Annotated in this window: 17 protein-coding genes; 6 read left to right on the top strand and 11 right to left on the bottom strand. The window is 71.1% G+C overall.

Annotated features, from left to right (window positions below):
• Window positions 1-8: 8 nt before the first annotated feature.
• From CP975_RS12455 to CP975_RS12415, 9 genes are all read right to left on the bottom strand, one after another.
• Window positions 9-1775, bottom strand: a complete 1767-nt coding sequence (locus CP975_RS12455) for an IucA/IucC family protein (protein WP_055529093.1) — start codon at window positions 1773-1775, stop codon at window positions 9-11.
• Window positions 1772-2353: a GNAT family N-acetyltransferase gene (locus CP975_RS12450; protein WP_246201482.1), complete on the bottom strand. Its 582-nt coding sequence runs from the start codon at window positions 2351-2353 to the stop codon at window positions 1772-1774. Before CP975_RS12450 ends, CP975_RS12455 begins: the two co-directional genes overlap by 4 nt.
• Window positions 2350-3657, bottom strand: coding sequence for a lysine N(6)-hydroxylase/L-ornithine N(5)-oxygenase family protein (locus CP975_RS12445; protein WP_055529095.1), 1308 nt, complete (start codon window positions 3655-3657; stop codon window positions 2350-2352). The genes CP975_RS12450 and CP975_RS12445 overlap by 4 nt, the downstream gene beginning before the upstream one ends.
• Complete coding sequence (gene desA / locus CP975_RS12440; protein ID WP_055529098.1) at window positions 3641-5083, bottom strand: lysine decarboxylase DesA; 1443 nt, start codon at window positions 5081-5083, stop codon at window positions 3641-3643. The genes CP975_RS12445 and desA overlap by 17 nt, the downstream gene beginning before the upstream one ends.
• 188 nt (window positions 5084-5271) lie before the next feature.
• The gene (locus CP975_RS12435; protein ID WP_055529100.1) at window positions 5272-6333 is read right to left on the bottom strand and encodes an ABC transporter substrate-binding protein; all 1062 of its coding nucleotides are present in this window, start codon (window positions 6331-6333) and stop codon (window positions 5272-5274) included.
• A gap of 168 nt (window positions 6334-6501) precedes the next feature.
• The gene (locus tag CP975_RS12430) at window positions 6502-7656 is read right to left on the bottom strand and encodes an acyl-CoA dehydrogenase family protein (protein ID WP_055529101.1); all 1155 of its coding nucleotides are present in this window, start codon (window positions 7654-7656) and stop codon (window positions 6502-6504) included.
• Window positions 7657-7663: 7 nt separating this feature from the next.
• Entirely contained in the window at window positions 7664-8608 is a 945-nt protein-coding gene (locus CP975_RS12425; protein ID WP_055529102.1) for a hydroxymethylglutaryl-CoA lyase, read from the bottom strand.
• Window positions 8605-10569: an acetyl-CoA carboxylase biotin carboxylase subunit gene (locus tag CP975_RS12420; RefSeq protein ID WP_055529103.1), complete on the bottom strand. Its 1965-nt coding sequence runs from the start codon at window positions 10567-10569 to the stop codon at window positions 8605-8607. Before CP975_RS12420 ends, CP975_RS12425 begins: the two co-directional genes overlap by 4 nt.
• A 16-nt stretch (window positions 10570-10585) precedes the next feature.
• On the bottom strand, window positions 10586-12217 hold the full coding sequence (locus CP975_RS12415) for a carboxyl transferase domain-containing protein (RefSeq protein WP_055529104.1): 1632 nt from the start codon (window positions 12215-12217) through the stop codon (window positions 10586-10588).
• A gap of 87 nt (window positions 12218-12304) precedes the next feature.
• Between CP975_RS12415 and CP975_RS12410 the strand changes: the two genes are divergently transcribed.
• The 4 genes from CP975_RS12410 (at window position 12305) to CP975_RS12395 (ending at window position 16083) form a co-directional block, all read left to right on the top strand.
• Window positions 12305-12898, top strand: coding sequence for an SACE_7040 family transcriptional regulator (locus tag CP975_RS12410; protein WP_055529105.1), 594 nt, complete (start codon window positions 12305-12307; stop codon window positions 12896-12898).
• A gap of 93 nt (window positions 12899-12991) precedes the next feature.
• Window positions 12992-14149: an acyl-CoA dehydrogenase family protein gene (locus CP975_RS12405; protein ID WP_055529107.1), complete on the top strand. Its 1158-nt coding sequence runs from the start codon at window positions 12992-12994 to the stop codon at window positions 14147-14149.
• A 36-nt stretch (window positions 14150-14185) separates the two neighbouring features.
• On the top strand, window positions 14186-15046 hold the full coding sequence (locus tag CP975_RS12400) for an acyl-CoA thioesterase (RefSeq protein ID WP_055529109.1): 861 nt from the start codon (window positions 14186-14188) through the stop codon (window positions 15044-15046).
• Window positions 15047-15066: 20 nt separating this feature from the next.
• Complete coding sequence (locus CP975_RS12395; protein ID WP_055529111.1) at window positions 15067-16083, top strand: cation diffusion facilitator family transporter; 1017 nt, start codon at window positions 15067-15069, stop codon at window positions 16081-16083.
• On the opposite strand, the gene CP975_RS12390 is transcribed toward CP975_RS12395, so the two are convergent.
• Entirely contained in the window at window positions 16044-16832 is a 789-nt protein-coding gene (locus tag CP975_RS12390; RefSeq protein WP_055529112.1) for a phosphatase, read from the bottom strand. The genes CP975_RS12395 and CP975_RS12390 overlap by 40 nt on opposite strands.
• Window positions 16833-16930: 98 nt before the next feature.
• Window positions 16931-18400: a PucR family transcriptional regulator gene (locus CP975_RS12385; protein ID WP_150476868.1), complete on the bottom strand. Its 1470-nt coding sequence runs from the start codon at window positions 18398-18400 to the stop codon at window positions 16931-16933.
• A 178-nt stretch (window positions 18401-18578) separates the two neighbouring features.
• On the opposite strand from CP975_RS12385, the gene CP975_RS12380 reads away from it, so the two are divergent.
• Together CP975_RS12380 and speB are read left to right on the top strand one after the other, a co-directional pair.
• Window positions 18579-20039 (top strand): sodium:solute symporter family protein, encoded by a 1461-nt coding sequence (locus CP975_RS12380; RefSeq protein ID WP_055532040.1) that lies wholly within the window; start codon window positions 18579-18581, stop codon window positions 20037-20039.
• Between the two features lie 76 nt (window positions 20040-20115).
• A complete protein-coding gene (gene speB / locus CP975_RS12375) occupies window positions 20116-21117 on the top strand; it encodes an agmatinase (RefSeq protein ID WP_055532042.1) in 1002 nt (333 codons plus the stop codon).
• The last annotated feature ends 81 nt before the right edge of the window (window positions 21118-21198 follow it).

Genomic DNA, 21198 nt, shown 5'->3' with positions numbered 1-21198 from the left:
CGCCCGGCTCAGGCGATCGGGTTCTTCAGCGTCCCGATCAGTTGCAGCGCCCCCGAGGGGTCCGCGAGGTCCACCATCTGCTCGTTGTTGCGCAGCTGGAGCCGGTTCAGGCAGGACAGCGCGAACTCCGGGGCGAACATGTCGTACTGCTTGAACTTGTCGGCCAGGTGCGGGGTCGCCTCCTGGTAGGCCGTCACGCACGCGGCGACGGATCCCCAGAAGGCGTCCTCGTCGATGAGGCCCTCGGTGACGAGGTTCGCCGACAGGAAGCGGAAGAAGCAGTCGAAGACGTCCGTGAAGATCGACAGGAGCTTCTTGTCCTCCGGGACCTCCACGCGGATGCGCTCGACGACCGGCGGCAGGACGGCGTCCGGGTCCATCACCGCGATCTCCTCGGCGATGTCCTTGAAGATCGCGCGCTGGACGACGCCGTCCTTCAGGACGAGGATCACGTTCTCGCCGTGCGGCATGAAGACCAGGTCGTACGCGTAGAAGCTGTGCAGCAGCGGCGTCAGGTACGCGTGCAGATAGCGGCGCAGCCACTCGGTGGGAGCGAGGCCCGAGCGCTCGATGAGCGCCCCGGCGAAGCTCCCGCCGTCGCGGTCGACGTGCAGCAACGAGGCCATCGTCGCCAGCTGCTCGCCCTCTTCGAGGGACGGCACGGGGCTCTCCCGCCACAGGGCGGCGAGCATCTTGCGGTAGGGGGAGTAGCGGTCGGTGGCGGCCTCGTACTCCAGGTGGCGATAGCCGACGGCCGCGCGCTCGCGGATGATCGTCAGGCCGGTCCCGCGCAGCGTCTCGTCGGTCTCGATGAGGTTCGCGAGCCAGTCGTTGATCGCCGGGGTCGCCTCCATGTAGGCGGCCGACAGACCGCGCATGAAGCCCATGTTGATGACGGACAGGGCCGTCTTCACATAGTGCTTCTCCGGGGAGGTCCGGTTGAAGAAGGTGCGGATCGACTGCTGCGCGAGGTACTCGTCGTCGCCCTCGCCGAGGCAGACGAGGCGGCCCTGGGCGACCTCGGCGGCGAAGGTCACCGACAGCTTGTTCCACCACTGCCAGGGGTGGGCGGGGATGAGCAGGTACTCCGCCGGGTCCAGGCCCTTGTCGCGCAGGACGCGGTCGAAGCGGGCCAGGGTCTCCTCGCCCAGTTCGGCGCGGAGGAACGACTCGTAGTCGAGGCCGGCGCCCGCGGTGAAGGCGGCCCGGTCCTTGCGCGCCGCCAGCCAGATCAGGCGTACGGGGCTCGCCGTCTCGGGCGCGTACGAGAGGTACTCGTGCACGCCGAAGCCGAGCCGCCCGTTGTTCGCGACGAAGCAGGGGTGGCCCTCGGTCATGCCCGTCTCGATCTCCTGGAAGCCGGAGCGGGACAGCTCGGCGGCGGGGACCGCGGGCTTGGTGAGCTTGTAGCAGATGCCGGAGAGGGTGGAGGAGATCTCCTCCAGGTAGACCGGCAGGATCGCGTCGCTCAGGCCGAGGGCGCCGCGCAGTTCGGTGAAGAACTCCAGGGCGTTCAGCGGGAGTTCGGTGCCGTCGCGGTGACGGGTGATCGACTCGGCGTCGATCTGCCAGTGGTCCAGGCGCAGCACGGCGGCGGTGAAGCGGTAACGGGTGAGGCCGTCGTCGCTGCGGACCACGTACGCGCCCTCGCCCAGCGGCTCGGGCGTGAGCAGCCGCTCGTGGGCGAACTCGGCGAGCGCCTTGCGGATGAGCAGGCGGTCGGCTGTGGCCCAGCGCTCCGGGGACAGGTGCGCCACGGCGTCGGACAGGGTCATATCGCCAGTTCCCTTTCACGTACTGCTGCTTCGAACTGTTCGCGGGTGCAGAAGCTCAGCAGTGCTTCCTTCTCCGGCTTGTGGATGACGCGCTCGGGGCGGAATCCGACGGCTTCGTTGAGGGCGTGCACCGCCGTGTTGCGCACGTCCGGCTCGACGACGACGCGCTCGGTCGCCGGGTCGGCGAACAGCTCCCGCATCACCGCGGTGATCACGCCGCGGGTGAAGCCGGGGATGCGGACGTCGGAGGGCGCGGTGAGGAAGTGCATGCCGACGTCGCCGGGGAGCGGCTCGTACAGGCCGACGAGTTCGACGTGCGCGGGGTCGTACCGCTCCATCAGGAACGTGGGGACGCCCTTGTGCAGGCCGATGAACGCGTCGTGGTGCTCGGCGGCCGCGATCGCCATGTACTCGCGCTCGACGTCGGGCAGCGAGGCGTCCTGCATCATCCAGAAGGAGGCCTTGGGGTGGGTGACCCAGCCGTGCAGCATCTCGGCGTCGGTCAGGGGATCGAGGGGGCGGAACGTGAAGTCGCCGCCCGCGCCGCGATCGGTGGTCATATCGCGATCGGTGGTCATATGAGGACTCCCTCCGGGGCCGCGAACTCCTGGAACGCGATGGACTTCTCGACCGGGTAGACCTCGCGCCCGGCCAGCTCGCGGACGATGGACGCGTTGCGGTACGCGCCCATGCCGAGGTCGGGGCTGGTGATCGAGTGGGTGTGGACCGAGGCGTTCTGGAGGTAGATGCCGCTCCCGGTGGTGTCGATGCTGTAGTTGCGCGCCACGTCGTAGCGGCCCCGGCCGTCCCAGCGGATGCGGTCGCGGACCGGCGCGAGGAACTCGGGGACCTGGTACCGGTAGCCGGTGGCGAGGATCAGACCCTGGGTGCGGAGCCGGAAGTCCTTCTCCTGCTCCTCCTGGCGCAGTCCCAGCGTGTACGTGCGGCTCTCGCTGTCGTACGTCGCCTCGGTCAGTGCGGTGTTGGTCAGCAGCCGGGTCTGGACGGGCCCGGTGAGGTTCTTCTGGTAGAGCAGGTCGAAGATGGCGTTGATCAGCTCGCCGTCGATGCCCTTGAACAGACCCTTCTGCGCCGTCTCCAGGCGGTAGCGGGTCGCCTCGGGCAGCGCGTGGAAGTAGTCGATGTACTCCGGAGAGGTCATCTCCAGCGTCAGCTTGGTGTACTCGAGGGGGAAGAAGCGCGGGGAGCGGGTCACCCAGTTGAGCCGGTAGCCGTGGACGTCGATCTCGCTCAGGAGGTCGTAGTAGATCTCGGCGGCGGACTGGCCGCTGCCGACGAGCGTGATCGACTCCTTCTTCTGGAGCTGCGCCTTGCTCTGGAGGTAGCGGGAGTTGTGGATCGCGTCTCCGCCCAGGCCGTCGCAGGCTGCGGGCAGGTGCGGCGGGGTGCCGGTGCCGAGGACGAGGCGGCGGGCGCGGAAGAGGTCGCCGTCGGTGGTCCGTACGACGTAGAGGTCGTCCTCGTAGGTGACCTCATCGACCGTCGTGCTGAAGCGGATCGAGGAGAGCCGGGCGGCGGCCCAGCGGCAGTAGTCGTTGTACTCGGTCCGCAGGGGGTAGAAGTTCTCGCGGATGTAGAAGGAGTACAGCCGTCCCGATTCCTTCAGGTAGTTGAGGAAGGAGTACGGCGATGTCGGGTCGGCCAGCGTGACCAGGTCCGACATGAACGGGGTCTGGAGGTGGGCGCCCTCCAGGAACATCCCCGAGTGCCACTCGAAGTCGGGCTTGGACTCCAGGAAGAGGCCGTTCAGCTCGTCCAGCGGCTCGGTCAGGCAGGCGAGGCCGAGGTTGAACGGGCCGAGGCCGATGCCGATGAAGTCGTACGGCGCGGGCGGCTGGTGGGGGTCAGCAGGCGCGGTCAAGGTTCTCTCCCAGGTACTGCTCGGCGTGGCCGGCGATCAGATCGAGGACAGCCGTGATGTCGGCGGTGGTGGTCTCGGGGTTGAGCAGGGTGAACTTCAGGAACTGGCGGTCGCCCACCTTGGTGCCCGCCACGACCGCGTCACCGGAGGCGAACAGGGCCTTGCGGGCGTAGAGGTTGGCGCGGTCGATCGCGGAGGGGTCGCAGATCGCGGCGGGGATGTAGCGGAAGACGAGCGTGGAGAGCTGCGGCTCCACCACGACGTCGAAGCGGGGGTCGGCGGCGAGCAGCTTCCAGCCCTCCGCGGCCAGGTCGCACACCTCGTCGAAGAGGCCGCCGATGCCGTCGGCGCCCATCACGCGCAGCGTCATCCACAGCTTGAGGGCGTCGAAGCGCCGGGTCGTCTGGAGGGACTTGTCGACCTGGTTGGGGATGCGCTCCTGCACCATCCGGCGCGGGTTGAGGTACTCGGCGTGGTACGTGGCGTGGGACAGGGTCGCTCCGTCGCGCACGAGGACGGCCGAGGAACTCACCGGCTGGAAGAAGGACTTGTGGTAGTCCACGGTGACGGAGTCGGCGCGCTCGATGCCGTCCAGGAGGTGCCGGTTCTTGCGGGAGGCGAGCAGCCCGCAGCCGTACGCCGCGTCCACGTGCATCCAGGTGCCGTACTGCGCGCACAGTTCGGCGATCTCGGGGAGCGGGTCGATGGAGCCGAAGTCGGTGGTGCCCGCGGTGGCGACGACAGCCATGGGGGAGAGGTCGTCGCGCCGGCAGCGCTCCAGCTCGTGGGCGAGGGCCACGGTCTGCATACGCTTGTCGTGGTCGGTGGGGATCACCACGACGGCGTCCTCACCGAGGCCGAGCAGCCGGGCCGCCTTCTGGACGCTGAAGTGGCCGACCTCGGAGGCGAAGATGCGCATCCGGGTGGGGTCCTGCTCCTTGGCCTCCTCGCGGGCGAGCAGCAGCGCCTGGAGGTTGGACTGGGTGCCGCCGCTGGTGAACACGCCGTCGGCGGCCGGGCCGAGCCCGATGCGCTCACAGGTCCAGTCGATCAGGCGGCGCTCGATGAGCGTGCCGCCCGCGGACTGGTCCCAGGTGTCGAGCGAGGAGTTGATCGCGGAGATCACCGCTTCGCCCAGTACCGCCGGTATGACGACCGGGCAGTTGAGGTGGGCGAGGTAGCGGGGGTGGTGGAAGTACACCGCGTCGCGCAGATACAGCTCTTCGAGTTCGTCGAGCGCGGCGATGGTGTCGTGCAGGGGCTTCTCCAGGTCGACGGCCTCGATGCGGGGCGCGAGCTCGTCGACGGAGATGCCGGTGAACGGACGGGAGGTGGTGGCGAGTTGGGCCGCCACCCGCTCGACTCCTTCGGTCACGGAGCTGCGGTACCGCTCCGCGGTGGTGTCATTGAGCAGGTGCGAGCGCATGAACTGTCCTCCAGGTGAGGGGACTTGGCCGCGCCTACGGGGACAGGAGTGTGGGGAGCGAGACGCGGGGTCGAACTAAGGTAAGCCTAACCTAAGTCCCTGCCCCATTGAACCCCGGGGTCTCACAGAGTGACAAAAACGGAGCCGCCCCCTCCGTGAGTGGAAGGGGCGGCCGTCGAACTGGGGGGTCAGGCGCCCTTCTTGAGCTTCTTCGCCTTCTCGATCGCGTCCGCCAGGTCCTCCAGGATCGGCGCGCACTTGGCGTACGAGAAGATGGGCTCGGTGACGCGCGGGATGACCTGTCCGGCCTTGACCGCGGGCAGCTTCTTCCAGGTGGGCTTGGACTTGTCGAGGTCGGCCGGCTGGATGGCGGAGGTGCGGTTGTCCATCATGATGAGGTCCGCGTGGTACTGGTCCACGTTCTCCCAGCTGAGGTTCTCGAACCAGCCGCCGGACTCCTTCTTGGCCTTCTCCGGCGGCTCGACGAAGTTCACGCCGAGCGCCTTGAAGTACTCCAGGTCGGCCGAGAGGTTCGTGCCGGAGACGTAGAGCAGCTCCTGGCTCGCGGAGCCGACGAGGACCTTGATGTCCTTGTTCGCCTTGGCGACCTTGCGCAGCCGCTCGGAGGCCTCCTCGAAGCGCTTCTTCGCCTTGACGACCTTGTCCGCCTTCACGTCCGCGCCGAGCGACTCGGCGAGGGCGAGGATGCGCTGGAGCGGCTGGTTCATCTGGCGGTCGTAGACGCTGATGCCGACGCTCGGGGCCCCGAGCTTGAGGACCTTCTTCTTGCTCTCCTCCGGGACGTACCAGAGGGTGCCCTGGTCGTCGAACATCGTGGAGATCAGGAGGTCGGGCGCGAGGCTCGCGTACTTCTCGATCTTGAACTGACCCCATTCGTTGCCGATGATCGTCAGCTTGCTGATGTCCATGTCGCCGGCCTGGACGTCGGGCTTGCCGTCCTTGGTCTTCGTCGGGCCGAAAACACCCTTGCATTCGATGCCGTAGTCGAACAGGGCGGCGGCGACGCCGGTGAAGGCGACGATGTTCTTCGGCGTCGCGTCACGCTTGGCGGTCTCGCCGCGGTCGTCCTTGAAGCTCCAGGGGCCGGACTTGGCCGCGCCGCCCTTGCCCTTGCTGTCCCCGTCCTTTTTGTCGTTGCCGCAGGCTGCCAGGGCGGCGGTGAGGCCGAGGGCGCCACCGGCGGCGAGTATGCCGCGGCGGGAGGGCTGGGAAAGGCGGGCGTGGGACATAGGGGTCTCTGCTTTCGTGACGGTGCGGTGGCGGGGCCACTGGCCGGAAGTAGAGCTTAGGCTAGCCTAAGCTCACCGGGTGTCCAGGGGCCCCTCGTGTCACGCTCGCCACGCTCCGGGGCTCACCGGTTCATCACCCGCCGCCCCGGTCACACGCCTTGCCGGAGTTCAGCCCGCGAAACCCAGCTCCCTCGCGATGAGCATCCGCTGCACCTCGCTGGTGCCCTCGCCGATCTCCAGGATCTTGGAGTCCCGCCACATCCGGGCCACGGGGTACTCGTTCATGAAGCCGTAGCCGCCGTGGATCTGCGTGGCCTCGCGGGCGTTGTCCACGGCCACCGTCGAGGAGTAGAGCTTGGCGATCGCCGCCTCCTTCTTGAACGGCTCCCCGGCGACCAGCCGCGACGCCGCGTCCCGCCAGCCGATGCGTGCCATGTGGGCCCGCGTCTCCATGTCGGCGAGCTTGAACTGGATGGCCTGGTTCGCCCCGATCGGCTTCCCGAAGGCGTGCCGCTCCTTGGCGTACTTCACCGACTCGTCCACACAGCCCTGCGCGAGCCCGGTGGCGAGCGCGGAGATGGCGACGCGGCCCTCGTCCAGGATCCGCAGGAACTGGGCGTACCCGCGGCCCTCCTCGCCCAGCAGGTTCGCCGCGGGGACGCGGACGTCGGAGAACGACAACTCGCGGGTGTCCGAGGCGTTCCAGCCCACCTTCGAGTACGGCGCCGCGACCGTGAAGCCCGGTGTCCCCGACGGCACGATGATCGAGGAGATCAGCGGGCGGCCGTCCGGCTTGCGGCCGGTGACGGCGGTGACCGTGACCAGTCCTGTGATGTCCGTACCGGAGTTGGTGATGAAGCACTTCGAGCCGTTGATGACCCACTCGTCGCCGTCCCGCACCGCCGTGGTGCGGGTGCCGCCCGCGTCCGAGCCGCCGTCCGGCTCGGTCAGGCCGAAGGCGCCGAGCACCTCACCGGAGCACAGCTTCGGCAGCCACTGTCGCTTCTGCTCCTCGGTGCCGAACAGGTGCAGCGGCATCGCGCCGAGCGAGACGCCCGCCTCCAGGGTGATCGCCACGGACGAGTCGACCCGGGCCAGCTCTTCGAGGGCGATGCCGAGCGCGAAGTAGTCACCGCCCATCCCGCCGTACTCCTCGGGGAAGGGCAGACCGAACAGGCCCATGCGGCCCATCTCGCGGACGATCTCGTAGGGGAACTCGTGGCGCTCGTAGAAGTCGCCGATCTTCGGGGCGACGACGTCGTGCGCGAACGCCTCCACCGTGCGGCGGAGTTCCTCGTGCTCGGGGCTCAGGCGGTGGTCCATCTTCTCTTCACTGCTCCTGGTGGGTCAGGGCGCGGACGGTGCGGGACGGGCTGGGTCGGCCCAGGTGGCCGGCCATCCAGGCGCTGGTGGCGCTGAGGCGGCCGAGGTCGACCCCGGTGTCGATGCCGAGGCCGTGCAGCATCCACACGAGGTCTTCGGTGGCGAGGTTCCCGGTGGCGCTCTTGGCGTAAGGGCAGCCGCCGAGGCCGCCCGCGGAGGCGTCGACCGTGGTCACGCCGTGCCGGAGGGCGGCCAGGGTGTTGGCGAGCGCCTGGCCGTACGTGTCGTGGAAGTGGACGCCGACGCGGTCGACCGGGACCTCCGCCTCGGTCAACGCGGTGAGCAGGGCGCTGACATGGCCCGGGGTGGCCACCCCGATGGTGTCGCCGAGGCTCAGCTCGTCGCACCCCATGTCGAGCAGGGCGCGGCAGACGCGGACGACCTGGCCGAGGGGGACCGGGCCCTCCCAGGGGTCGCCGAAGCACATCGAGAGATAGCCGCGGACGTGCATGTCCTGCTCCCGCGCGCGGGAGACCACCGGCTCGAACATGGCGAGGGCCTCGTCGACCGTGCGGTTGAGGTTGGCCTTGGCGAAGGACTCGGTGGCGCTGGCGAAGACGGCGACGCGGTGGGCGCCGAGCGCCAGCGCCCGCTCCAGGCCGCGTTCGTTCGGCACGAGGACCGGCAGGCGCACGCCCTGGAGGTCGCCGAGGAGCGGGAAGAGCCGCTCGGCGTCGGCCAGTTGGGGCACCCATTTGGGGTGCACGAAGCTGGTCGCCTCGACGGTGGTCAGGCCCGCGTCGGCGAGGCGGTGGATGAACTCCGCCTTGATCTCCGTGGGGACGACCGACTGCTCGTTCTGCAAGCCGTCGCGCGCGCCGACCTCGTGGACGCGGACGCGGGTCGGCAGCGCCGGGTCCGGGACGGTCATGGGGAGTCCGGTGGGGGTCATCGCCCTGCCTCCTCGCGGGCCTCGTCGCCCGCCCCGTCGTCCGGGAGGACCACCGCGAGGACCTGGTCCATGGCGACCGTCGACCCCGCGGTGACGTCCAGCTCGGTGACGGTGCCGGCGTGCGGGGCGGAGATGACGTGCTCCATCTTCATCGCCTCGACCACCAGCAGGCTCTGACCGGCGCTCACCCGGTCGCCCGGGGAGACCTTCACGACCGTGACGGTGCCCGGCATAGGGGCGGTGAGCGCGTCGGCCCCGGCGTGCGCGGCGCCCGTGAGGCTCGCCTCGACGGGGTCGTGGTCCCGCACCTGCCAGGCGTCGCCGTCGCGGCCCAGCCAGTCGCCCGCGCGGTGGAAGGTGTGCCGGGTGCCGTCGACGGTGACCGAGACGCGGTCGGGGGTGACGGCGGGGGCGGTGTCACGCAGGCGGTGGGCGACCGGTTCACGCCCCGGCACGCGCAGCCAGTGCGTCAGAGGCGCCGGGGTCCCGCCGAGCCGCCAGCCGCTCGGCACCGAGAAGGGGTCCGTCCAGCCGCCCGCCGCGGGCGCGAGCGCGGCCTCGCGCACCGCTGCCGCCGCCTCGTACACCTCGTCCGGCACGCCGTCGGCGACGAGGCCGTCCGCCTCCCGCTCCACGAGGCCGGTGTCCAAATCGCCCGCCACCACGGCCGGGTGGGCGAGCAGCTCGCGCAGGAACCCGGCGTTCGTCGGCACGCCGAGCGTGACCGTGCCGGCGAGGGCCGCGCGCAGCTTGCGCAGGGCCGTGGCGCGGTCGGGGCCGTACGCGATGACCTTGGAGAGCATCGGGTCGTAGAGGCTGCCGACCTCCGTGCCCTCGCTCAGGCCGGAGTCGGTGCGCACGCCGTCGCCCTGCGGCTCGCGCAGGGAGAGGACCGTGCCGCCCGAGGGCAGGAAACCGCGCGCGGGGTCCTCGGCGCAGATCCGGGCCTCCACCGCGTGCCCGGTGAGGGTGATGTCCTCCTGCGTGAACGGCAGGCGCTCGCCCGCCGCGACCCGCAGCTGCCACTCCACCAGGTCGAGCCCCGTGATCAGCTCGGTGACCGGGTGCTCCACCTGGAGGCGGGTGTTCATCTCCATGAAGTAGTACGAGGAGGGGTCCTTGCCGGGGACGATGAACTCCACCGTGCCCGCTCCGGTGTACCCGCAGGAGCGGGCCGCCTGGACCGCCGCCTCGCCCATCGACGCGCGCGTGGCCTCGTCCAGGAGGACGCTGGGCGCCTCCTCGATGATCTTCTGGTGGCGGCGCTGGAGGGAGCACTCGCGCTCGCCGAGGTGGATCACCTGGCCGTGGCCGTCCGCGAGGACCTGGATCTCGATGTGCCGGGGGCGGTCGATCCACCGCTCCACGAGCAGCGTGTCGTCACCGAAGGAGGCGCGGGCCTCGCGCCGGGCCGCCGCGATCTCCTCGGCGAGCACGGCCTCGTCCCGCACCAGGCGCATGCCCTTGCCGCCGCCGCCCGCGCTCGGCTTGAGCAGCACCGGGGTGCCGATCTCCCGGGCCGCGGCGGCCAGTTCGGCATCGGTCAGGCCGCTTCCGGAGGAGCCGGGGACGACCGGGACGCCGGCCGCCTTCACCGTCTCCTTGGCGCGGATCTTGTCGCCCATGAGGGAGATGGCCCCGGCGGGCGGGCCGATGAAGGTGAGGCCGGCATCGGCGCAGGCCTGCGCGAAGCCGGCGTTCTCCGCGAGGAATCCGTAGCCGGGGTGGATGGCCTGGGCGCCGGACGTGGCCGCCGCCTCAAGGATGCGCTCCACGGACAGATAGCTCTCGGCGGCCGGCGCCGGACCGAGCCGTACCGCCGTGTCCGCCTCGCGCACGTGGCGGGCGTCCGCGTCCGCGTCGCTGAACACGGCCACCGAGCGGATGCCGAGCGCCCGCAGGGTGCGGATGACGCGGACCGCGATCTCGCCGCGGTTGGCGACCAGAACAGTGCTGAACATCAGTGGGTTCCTCACGTCACATCCGGAAGACGCCGAAGCCGGGCGCTGCGGGGTCCCTCTGGGGAAGGGGCGCGCCCGCGCAGGCGGTCAGGGCCAGACCCAGCACCTGCCGGGTCTCCAGGGGGTCGATCACACCGTCGTCCCAGAGGCGGGCCGTGGCGTAGTAGGCGTTGCCCTGCTCCTCGTACTGCGCGCGGATCGGGGCCTTGAAGGCCTCCTCGTCCTCGGTGGCCCACTGCTCGCCGCGCGCCTCCAACTGGTCGCGCTTGACCGTGGCGAGGACGGAGGCGGCCTGCTCGCCGCCCATCACGGAGATCTTGGCGTTCGGCCACATCCACAGGAAGCGGGGGCTGTAGGCCCGGCCGCACATCGAGTAGTTGCCCGCGCCGTACGAACCGCCGACGACGACCGTCAGCTTCGGCACGCGGGTGCAGGCCACGGCCGTGACCATCTTCGCGCCGTGCTTGGCGATGCCACCCGCCTCGTAGTCCCGCCCGACCATGAAGCCCGAGATGTTCTGGAGGAAGACCAGGGGGATGCCGCGCTGGTCGCACAGCTCGATGAAGTGGGCGCCCTTCTGGGCGGACTCGGAGAACAGGATGCCGTTGTTCGCGACGATCCCGACCGGGTGGCCGTGGATGTGGGCGAAGCCGGTCACCAGCGTCGTGCCGTACTCCGCCTTGAACTCGGCGAAGCGGGAACCGTCGACCACGCGCGCGATGACTTCGCGTACGTCATAGGGGGTACGGGAGTCCGTCGGCACCGCGCCGTACAACCCCAGGGGGTCGACCTTCGGCTCCTCCACCGGCTGGACCGGCCAGGGCAGTTCGCCGCGCGCGGGGAGCGTGGAGACGATGGTCCGCACGATCCGCAGGGCGTGCGCGTCGTCCTCCGCCAAGTGGTCGGTGACCCCGGACGTACGCGAGTGCACCGCGCCGCCGCCCAGTTCCTCGGCCGTCACGACCTCGCCGGTCGCCGCCTTCACCAGGGGCGGGCCGCCGAGGAAAATGGTGCCCTGCTCGCGCACGATCACCGCCTCGTCGCTCATCGCGGGGACGTACGCCCCGCCCGCCGTGCAGGAGCCGAGGACCGCCGCGATCTGCGGGATGCCGGCGCCCGACATCCGCGCCTGGTTGTAGAAGATCCGCCCGAAGTGCTCGCGGTCGGGGAAGACGTCGTCCTGCATCGGCAGGAAGGCGCCGCCCGAGTCGACGAGGTAGAGGCACGGGAGGCGGTTCTCCAGGGCCACCTCCTGGGCGCGCAGGTGCTTCTTCACCGTCATGGGGTAGTACGTGCCGCCCTTGACGGTGGCGTCGTTGGCCACGATCACGCACTCGCGGCCCGAGACCCGGCCGATCCCGGCGATGACACCCGCCGCCGGGGCGTCCCCGCCGTACAGCCCGTCGGCCGCGAGGGGGGCCAGCTCCAGGAAGGGCGAGCCGGGGTCGAGGAGCGTGTCCACGCGGTCCCGGGGCAGCAGCTTGCCGCGCGCCACATGGCGGGCCCGCGCCCGCTCCCCGCCGCCGAGCGCGGCCGCCGCGAGCTTGGCCCGCAGCTCTTCGACGAGGGCGGTGTGCCCCGTCTCGTTCGCCCGCCATGCCTCGGACGCGGGATCAGCCGCGCTCGTCAGCACTGGTGCCTGCCGCATCAGTCGAGCCCCCTTGCCCAGTTAGTGAGCGTTAACGCGTTTCCATCAGGTTAACGAGCGCTAACCGGCCTGTCTAGAATTAATTCCATGGCCACCAGAACCGACGCCCCCACCCGCCGCGAGCAGATCCTCAGGGAGGCTGCCCGGCTCTTCGCCGAGCGCGGCTTCCACGGGGTCGGCGTGGACGAGATAGGCGCCGCCGTCGGCATCAGCGGACCCGGCCTCTACCGGCACTTCGCGGGCAAGGACGCGATGCTCGCCGAGCTGCTCGTCGGCATCAGCGGCCAGCTCCTGACGGGCGGCAAGCGCTGTGTGGCCGGCGCGGACGGGTCGCCGTCGCGGGTCCTCGACGCGCTCATCGAGGGGCACATCGACTTCGCCCTCGACGACCGCTCCCTGATCACCCTGCACGACCGCGAGCTGGACCGCCTGCGGGACAGTGACCGCAAGCTCGTCCGCCAGCTCCAGCGGCAGTACGTGGAGATCTGGGTCGAGGTGGTGCGCGAGGTCTATCCGGACCTCGCCGAGAACGCCGCCCGGGTGTCCGTGCACGCGGTCTTCGGGCTGCTGAACTCCACGCCGCACCTGAGCCGCCGCGACGCGCTGCCCAGCCGCGCGGCCATGGCGGACCTGCTGCACCGCCTCGCGCGCGGGGCGTTCGCGGCGGCCGCCGCCGAGTGACGCGCATCTCTGGACGCCTCTGGTGACTCCCGGGTAACCTAGCCTGAGCAAGCGCTTAGTCGTGTAGGCAGATGCAGGCAGAGGGAGTTCTCCGTGCGCCGTACCGTTTTCAACGAGGACCACGAGGCGTTCCGGGAGACCCTGCGCGCCTTCATCGAGGCCGAGGTCGTCCCCGTCCACGACGAGTGGTTCGCCGCCGGTCAGGTGCCGCGCGAGTTCTACTACAAGCTCGCCGAGCTGGGCCTCTTCGGGATCAACGTCCCCGAGGAGTTCGGCGGCGCCGGTCTGGACACGCACAAGTTCGAGGCCGTCCAGTACGAGGAGACGGCCCGCGCGGGCGTCACCTTCGGCGGCTCCGGCGTGCACGTCCTGCTCGCCCTGCCCTACATCAAGATGCTCGCCAACGACGAGCAGAAGAAGCGCTACCTGGAGAAGTTCGTCTCCGCCGAGGAGATGTGGGCCCTCGCGATGACCGAGCCGGGCACCGGCTCCGACGTCGCGGGCATGAAGACCACCGCCAGGCTCTCCGAGGACGGCACCCACTACGTCCTCAACGGCTCCAAGACCTTCATCACCGGCGGCGTGCACGCCGACCGCGTGATCGTCTGCGCCCGCACCGCCGCGCCCACCGCCGAGGACCGCCGCTTCGGCATCTCCCTCTTCGCCGTGGACACCAAGTCCGAGGGCTACTCCATCGGCCGCAAGCTCGACAAGCTCGGCCTGAAGACCTCCGACACCGCCGAGCTGGCGTTCGTCGACGTCAAGGTGCCCGTCGAGGACCTGCTCGGCGAGGAGAACAAGGGCTTCTCCTACCTCGGCAGCAACCTCCCCTCCGAGCGCTGGGGCATCGCCTTCGGCGCCTACGCGCAGGCCAAGGCCGCCGTCCGGTTCGCCAAGGAGTACGTCCAGGACCGCACGGTCTTCGGGAAGCCCGTCGCCTCCTTCCAGAACACCAAGTTCGAACTGGCCGCCTGCCAGGCCGAGGTGGACGCCGCCCAGGCCGTCGCCGACCGCGCCCTGGAGGCCCTGGACGCGGGCGAGCTGACGGCGGCGGAGGCCGCCTCCACGAAGCTGTTCTGCACCGAGGTCGCGCACCGCGTCATCGACAAGTGCCTCCAGCTGCACGGCGGCTACGGCTTCATGAACGAGTACCCCATCGCCCGCCTGTACGCGGACAACCGCGTCAACCGCATCTACGGCGGCACCAGCGAGGTCATGAAGATGATCATCGCGAAGGACATGGGCCTGTAGTCCGGCGCGCAAAGACAGTTCCGCGGAACCACCTCCATGAACCAGGCACTTGAATCCCTCCTCGATCTGCTCGACCTGGAGCAGATCGAGGAGGACATCTTCCGGGGCGTGAGCCGCTCGGTTCTCGTGCCCCGCGTCTTCGGAGGCCAGGTCGCCGCGCAGGCCCTGGTCGCCGCGGGCCGCACCGTCCCGTCCGACAGGCCGGCCCACTCCCTGCACGCGTACTTCCTGCGCGCCGGGGACCCGGGCGCGCCGATCGTGTACACCGTCGACCGGATCCGCGACGGGCGCTCCTTCACCACGCGCCGCGTCGTCGCCGTCCAGCACGGGCACCCGGTCTTCCACCTCTCCGCGTCGTTCCAGACGTACGAGGAGGGTATGGAGCACCAGGCCGCGGTGCCGGACGCGCCCGACCCCGAGACGCTGCCCACCGCCGCCGAGATGCTGCCCCGCCATCTGCCGGGGCCGGTCGCCGAACGGCTGCTCGAGGCGCGGGCCGCCGTCGACCTGCGCTACGCCGACGTACCGCCCTGGGGCACGGTCGGGCGGCCGCGCGAGCCGCGCTCCCAGGTGTGGTTCCGCACCCACGGCAAGCTCGCGGACGACCCGCTGCTGCACGTCTGCCTCGCCACGTACGTCTCGGACATGACGCTCCTCGACTCGGTGCTGCTCGCGCACGGGCGGGGCGGCTGGGCGGTCGGGGACGTCGTGGGCGCCTCGCTCGACCACGCCATGTGGTTCCACCGGCCCTTCCGCGCGGACGAATGGCTGCTCTACGACCAGGAGTCGCCGACGGCCTCCGGAGGGCGCGGCCTCGGCCAGGCGCGGATCTGGACGCAGGACGGGCGGCTGGCGGTGACGGTCATCCAGGAGGGCGTGGTTCGCGTACCGCGTTGATCGGACATACCGTCCGATACATGTCGGAGCAAGCGGAGCAAGCAGGGCAAGCGGAACGGCAGGAGCACGGCGAGAGCACCTTCACGGTGATCGTCGCCGCCGTCGCCAACCTCGGGATCGCCGTGGCCAAGGCCGTCGCCGGCGTCATCAGCGGATCCAGCGCGATGCTCTCCGAAGCGGCGCACTCCGTGGCGGACACCGTCACGGAGCTGATGCTGCTCGTCTCCCTCAAGGCGGGCGAGCGGCCCGCCGACGAGGAGCACCCGCTCGGCTACGGAGGGGCCCGCTACATCTGGGCGCTGCTCGCCTCCGTCGCCACCTTCGTCGGCGGCGGCGTCTTCGCCGTCTACGACGGCATCCACACCCTCACGCACGGCCAGGAGCCGGGGGACCCGCTCATCTCGTACCTCGTCCTCGGCGTCGCCTTCCTCCTGGAGGGCTACTCGCTGCGGACCGGCCTCAAGCAGGCGCGCGGCGAGGCCGACCGCTACGGAGTGCGCCTCAAGCGCTATCTGCGCCACACCCCCGACACGGCGGTCAAGGCCGTCGTCATGGAGGACTCGGCGGCGCTCGCGGGCCTGGTGCTCGCCGCCGCGGGGCTGCTCGGCGGGCAGCTCACCGGCTCCGGGGTGTGGGACGGCGTCGCCTCGCTCTGCATCGGCGTGCTGCTCGTGTACGTCGCGTGGGTCCTCGGGCACGCCAACTCCGAGCTGCTGATCGGCCGTCCGCTGCCCGCGCAGATGCGGGCCGTGGTGCGGGCCGAACTGCTCGCCGACCCGCACGTCGTGGACGTCCTGGAGCTGACCACGCTGCTCCAGGGCCCCCAGGAGGCCCTGGTCGCCGCGAAGGTCGACTTCCGGGACGTGTCGAGCGCGGCGGACATCGAGCGGGCCTGCGACCGTATGGCGCAGCGCGTCCAGGAGCGCTTTCCCGCGATCAGGCGGGTGTACCTGGACCCGACACCCGGGCTGGGTCAGGGCCCGGCGCCGGGCCCCGGTCAGGACCCGGAGGCCAGTCCCGCCGCGCCCAGCAGGTAGGCCGTCATCGGGTCGTAGTGGCGCGGGCTCGTCACGTGGTCGTCCAGGGGGACCGTCACCTGCACCGTGCCCTCGGCCTCGCCGATGAACAGTGCCGGGTCGTTGCAGTCCGCGTAACCGATCGAGTCCAGGCCGCGCTGGCCCGCGCGGCCCGCCCAGCCGTGGTCGGCGATGACCAGGTCGGGCTGCGGGCGGCCCTCGCGCTCCAGGCCGTCCAGGATCGCGTTCATCGGCTCGGGGGAGTGCGTGTGCCACAGCGTCGCGCCGCGCTCCAGGACCGCCACGTCGGCGAACTGGAAGACCATGCCCTCGTCGGCCATCAGACCCTCGGGGATCACCACGATCTCGCAGCCCTCCGCACGCAGGGCGGCGGCCGTCGCGCGGTGCACGTCGAGCAGCCCCCCGGGGTGGCCGGTGGCGAAAAGGACGCTCTCCTTGCCGGCGGCCGCCTTGCGCAGACGGGCCGCCATGCGCTCCAGGGCGTCGACCGTCAGCTCCGGGTCGATGGTGTCCTGGCCCTGCCGGTGCCCGGGGTCGTCGATGACGCCGCAGCGCTCGGCCATCACCGCGAGGACGTCCTGTTCGTCGGTCCAGCGGTCGCCGAGCTCCAGGCCGAGCCAGTAGTGACGGTCGCCGTTCGCGAGCTTCCTGTAGTGGCTGAGGTTGTTCTCACGGGGAGTGGCGACATCGCCCGCGATGCGGGTGCGGACGAGGTGGTCGACTAGCGCGGGACGGCTGGGTATCGGCATGGCTCCCATTCTGCGGGACGAATGCTCGGCACAGGGCGGAGTAGGCCTTTCGTACCCCCTGACAGGACCTGCTCATCCCTGACATGACCTGCTCAGCCCTATCGGGACCTGCTCAGCGCGAACCACAGCTCCATCCGTACGTCCGGATCGTCGAGGTCCGCCCCGAGCAGTGCCGCACACCGCGTGATCCGCTGGCGGACCGTGTTGCGGTGGACGGAGAGCGCGACCGCCGTGCGGTCCCAGCTGCCGTGCAGGGAGAGCCACGTCCGCAAGGTCTCCAGGAGCGTCTCGTTCCTGGCGAGCGGGGCGAGCAGCACGCGCGCGTGGGCGTCGGCCTCCCCGGGCACGACCAGCGCGGCGATGCCGTTGGCGTGATGGCGCACGAGGGGCCGTCGGGTGGCCTCCGCGCGGCGCAGGGCGCGGGCCGCCTGGGCGTCGGCCGCCGCGAGGGCGTCCGGGGCGGCGTGGGCGGAGACGCCCAGGGTCCAGCCGTCCGCCGGGGCGACCTCGCGGCCGGCGGGGACGAGCAGGCGTACGACGTCTTCGCCCGGGTCGACGAGACCGCTGCCGAGGGCCGCGGCGAGGGCGGACGCGGCCAGCGGGGTGCGCTCCCCGCGCGCGTGCACCACGGTCCACGGGCCGCTCCCCAGAAGAGGCCCGACGTCCTCAGGGGCGGCCCCGAGGAGCAGCCGTACGAGGGCCGCCGAGCGGGCCGCCTCGGAGTCGCCCTGGTGTTCCCCGGTGAGCAGGGAGAGCAGCACGACCGCGGCCCCGGCGATGGTGTGGTCGCCCGGCTCGCGGTGCTCCGTGGCGGTCCCGAGCGCGAAGCCGCGCCCACCGCCGAGCGCGTAGGCGGCGAGGTGGGTGGCCCCGGCCGTGTCGGCGGCGGAGGCGGGGGCGGCGGGCACGGCGCGCCGCACCACGCCGGTGAGGTCCCGCAGCGCCTCCCGCACGGCGTCCGGCGCCTGCCCGGCCGCCTGCAACTGAGCCCCGTCGGGCCCGTACAGCACCGCGAGCCCGCCGAGCCGCGCCGCCAGCTGGCGCAGGACCGCCGGGACGGGGTCGGGCCGTGCCGCGGCCGTCGCGAGGCTCTGCTGCGCCTGCGCCACCCGCCGCAGCTCGGCGTGCCGGGCCTCGGCCATCAGCCGCCACACCGCGCGGGCGACCCCGCTGAACGTGGTGCGCTGCGGGACCTCAAGGAGCGGCAGGCCGTGCCGGTCGCAGGCCTCCACCAGGGCGCGCGGCACGGTGTCGTGCACGGGGGCGACGCCGAAGCCGAGGGCCGCGCCGCCGGCCGCGACGATGCGGGTCACGTAGGCGTCGAGGCCGCCGTCCGCGTCCGCCGGGTCGGTGATGTGCACGCCCGCCGTGAGGAGCAGCTCGCCCCCGAGGAGGTACGGATAGGGGTCCCGCATCTCGGAGGTGTGCACCCACTGCACGGCGGTGTGCGCCGCGTCCGGGCCCGCGATCTGCCGCAGGCCGAGGTCCTCGCGGCCCAGCAGCGCGGCGAGCGGGACCGGCGGGGTGGGGGGTGCGGTGGGGCCCAGGGGGCCGGTGGGGTCGGCCATGGTGGATGTTCCATCCGTATCGGTCGTTCGGAGTGGAAGAAACGTACACTTCAGCGCTGCTTTCCGGCCACCTAAGGTCGTGCCGACCGCAGGTCGCGGGTACGGGCGGATGTCCCCGCGGCCGGTCATCACTCCCATCTGCACGACACGCCACCGAGGTGCGCGAAGGAGGCCCCCTATGGCCGTCGACTACACAGTGATCGTCGTCTATCTCGCCGGGATGCTGGCCATGGGCTGGTGGGGCATGCGCCGCGCCAAGTCCAAGTCCGAGTTCCTGGTCGCGGGCCGCCGCCTCGGGCCGTGGATGTACTCCGGGACCATGGCCGCGATCGTCCTCGGGGGCGCCTCCACCATCGGCGGCGTGGGCCTCGGCTACCAGTACGGGCTCTCCGGCGCCTGGATGGTCTTCACCATCGGGCTCGGGCTGCTCGCCCTGAGCGTGTTCTTCTCGGCCCGCATCGCCCGCCTGAAGGTCTACACCGTCTCCGAGATGCTCGACCTGCGCTACGGAGGGCGCGCGGGCGTCATCTCCGGAGTGGTCATGTGGGCGTACACGCTGATGCTCGCGGTCACCTCGACCATCGCGTACGCCACCATCTTCGACGTCCTGTTCGACATGAACCGCACGCTGGCGATCATCCTGGGCGGCTCGATCGTCGTCGCCTACTCCACGCTCGGCGGCATGTGGTCCATCACCCTCACCGACATGGTGCAGTTCGTGGTGAAGACCGTCGGCGTGCTCCTGCTGCTCCTGCCCATCGCCGTCGTCAAGGCCGGCGGGTTCGGCGAGATGAGGGCGAAGCTGCCGACCGAGTACTTCGACCCGCTGGGCATCGGCGGCGAGACGATCTTCACTTACGTGCTGATCTACACGTTCGGCATGCTCATCGGGCAGGACATCTGGCAGCGCGTCTTCACCGCGCGCAGCGACAAGGTCGCCCGCTACGGCGGCACCGTCGCCGGTACCTACTGCCTCGTCTACGCGATCGCGGGCGCCGTGATCGGCACCGCCGCCAAGGTGATGTACCCGAAGCTGCCGAGCGCCGACGCGGCCTTCGCGACCATCGTCAAGGACGAACTGCCCATGGGCGTACGGGGCCTCGTCCTCGCCGCCGCGCTCGCCGCCGTCATGTCGACGTCCTCCGGAGCGCTCATCGCCTGCGCGACCGTCGCCAACAACGACATCTGGTCGCGCCTGCGCGGCGCCGTGCGGAGCGACGGCGGCGACGGGCCGCACGACGAGGTCAAGGGCAACCGCGCCTTCATCCTCATCATGGGCGTCGGCGTGATCCTCATCGCCATCGCGCTCAACGACGTCGTCGAGGCGCTGACCGTCGCCTACAACCTGCTCGTCGGCGGTCTGCTCGTGCCGATCCTCGGCGGCCTGCTGTGGCGCCGCGGCACCGCGCCCGGCGCGCTCGCCGCCGTCGCGGCCGGCGGTCTGTCCGTCATCGGGCTCATGTGGGGCTACGGCATCCTCGCCAACCAGCCCGTCTACTACGGCCTGCTGACCTCGCTGGCCGTGTACGTCGCCGTCTCCCTCGCCACGAAGCCCACCGACGCGGCCGTGCTCGCCGCCTGGCGCGAGCGCCTGGCCGGGCGGGGCGCCGAGGAGTCCCCGGCCCCGGCGGCCGCCTAGATCTCCGCGCGGCCCCTGTCAGAGGTCCGCGCGACACTGGAAACGCAGTCCCCGCACCAACAGAAGGAAACAGACCATGAGCAGCGCCGAGACCCCGACGACCCCCCGCGGCCCCGTCGACTCCTCCCGCATCCCCCGGTACGCGGGTCCGGCGACGTACGCGCGACTGCCCCGCCTCGACGAGGTCGGCGGCAAGACCGACGTCGCGGTGGTCGGCGTGCCCTTCGACAGCGGTGTCTCCTACCGCCCGGGCGCCCGCTTCGGCGGCAACGCGATCCGTGAGGCCTCCCGCCTCCTGCGCCCCTACAACCCGGCGCAGGACGCCTCGCCCTTCGCGCTCGCGCAGGTCGCCGACGCCGGTGACATCTCCGCGAACCCGTTCAACATCAACGAGGCGGTGGAGACCATCGAGGCCGCAGCCGACGACCTCCTCGGCTCGGGCGCCCGCATGATGACCCTCGGCGGCGACCACACCATCGCGCTGCCGCTGCTCCGCTCCGTCGCCAAGAAGCACGGCCCGGTCGCGCTGCTCCACTTCGACGCCCACCTGGACACCTGGGACACGTACTTCGGCGCCGAGTACACCCACGGCACGCCGTTCCGCCGGGCCGTCGAGGAGGGCATCCTCGACACCGAGGCGCTCTCCCACGTCGGCACGCGCGGCCCGCTGTACGGCAAGAAGGACCTCACCGACGACGAGAAGATGGGCTTCGGCATCGTCACCTCGGCGGACATCTACCGCCGCGGCGCCGACGAGGTCGCCGACCAGCTGCGCCAGCGCATCGGCGACCGCCCGCTGTACATCTCCATCGACATCGACTGCCTCGACCCGGCCCACGCGCCCGGCACCGGCACCCCCGAGGCGGGCGGCATGACCTCCCGCGAGCTGCTTGAGATCCTGCGCGGCCTGTCCTCCTGCAACCTCGTCTCGGCGGACGTCGTCGAGGTCGCCCCGGCCTACGACCACGCGGAGATCACCGCGGTGGCGGCCTCCCACACGGCGTACGAACTGACGACGATCATGAGCAGGCAGATCGCCGCCGGCCGCGCCGCCGGTACGGAGCAGAACGCGAAGTGACCACGCCGTAAGGCTGTCGGGCACCACAGCACGCCGGGCCGTACGCGGCCCGGCGGCCGGAGCGCACGCCGGGCCGGAGCC

Origin of the sequence: Streptomyces alboniger (assembly GCF_008704395.1) — a bacterium.
Classification (GTDB): Bacteria; Actinomycetota; Actinomycetes; order Streptomycetales; family Streptomycetaceae; genus Streptomyces; species Streptomyces alboniger.
Note: the sequence above shows the minus strand (reverse complement) of the source record. Positions and strands in the feature narration are given on the sequence as shown.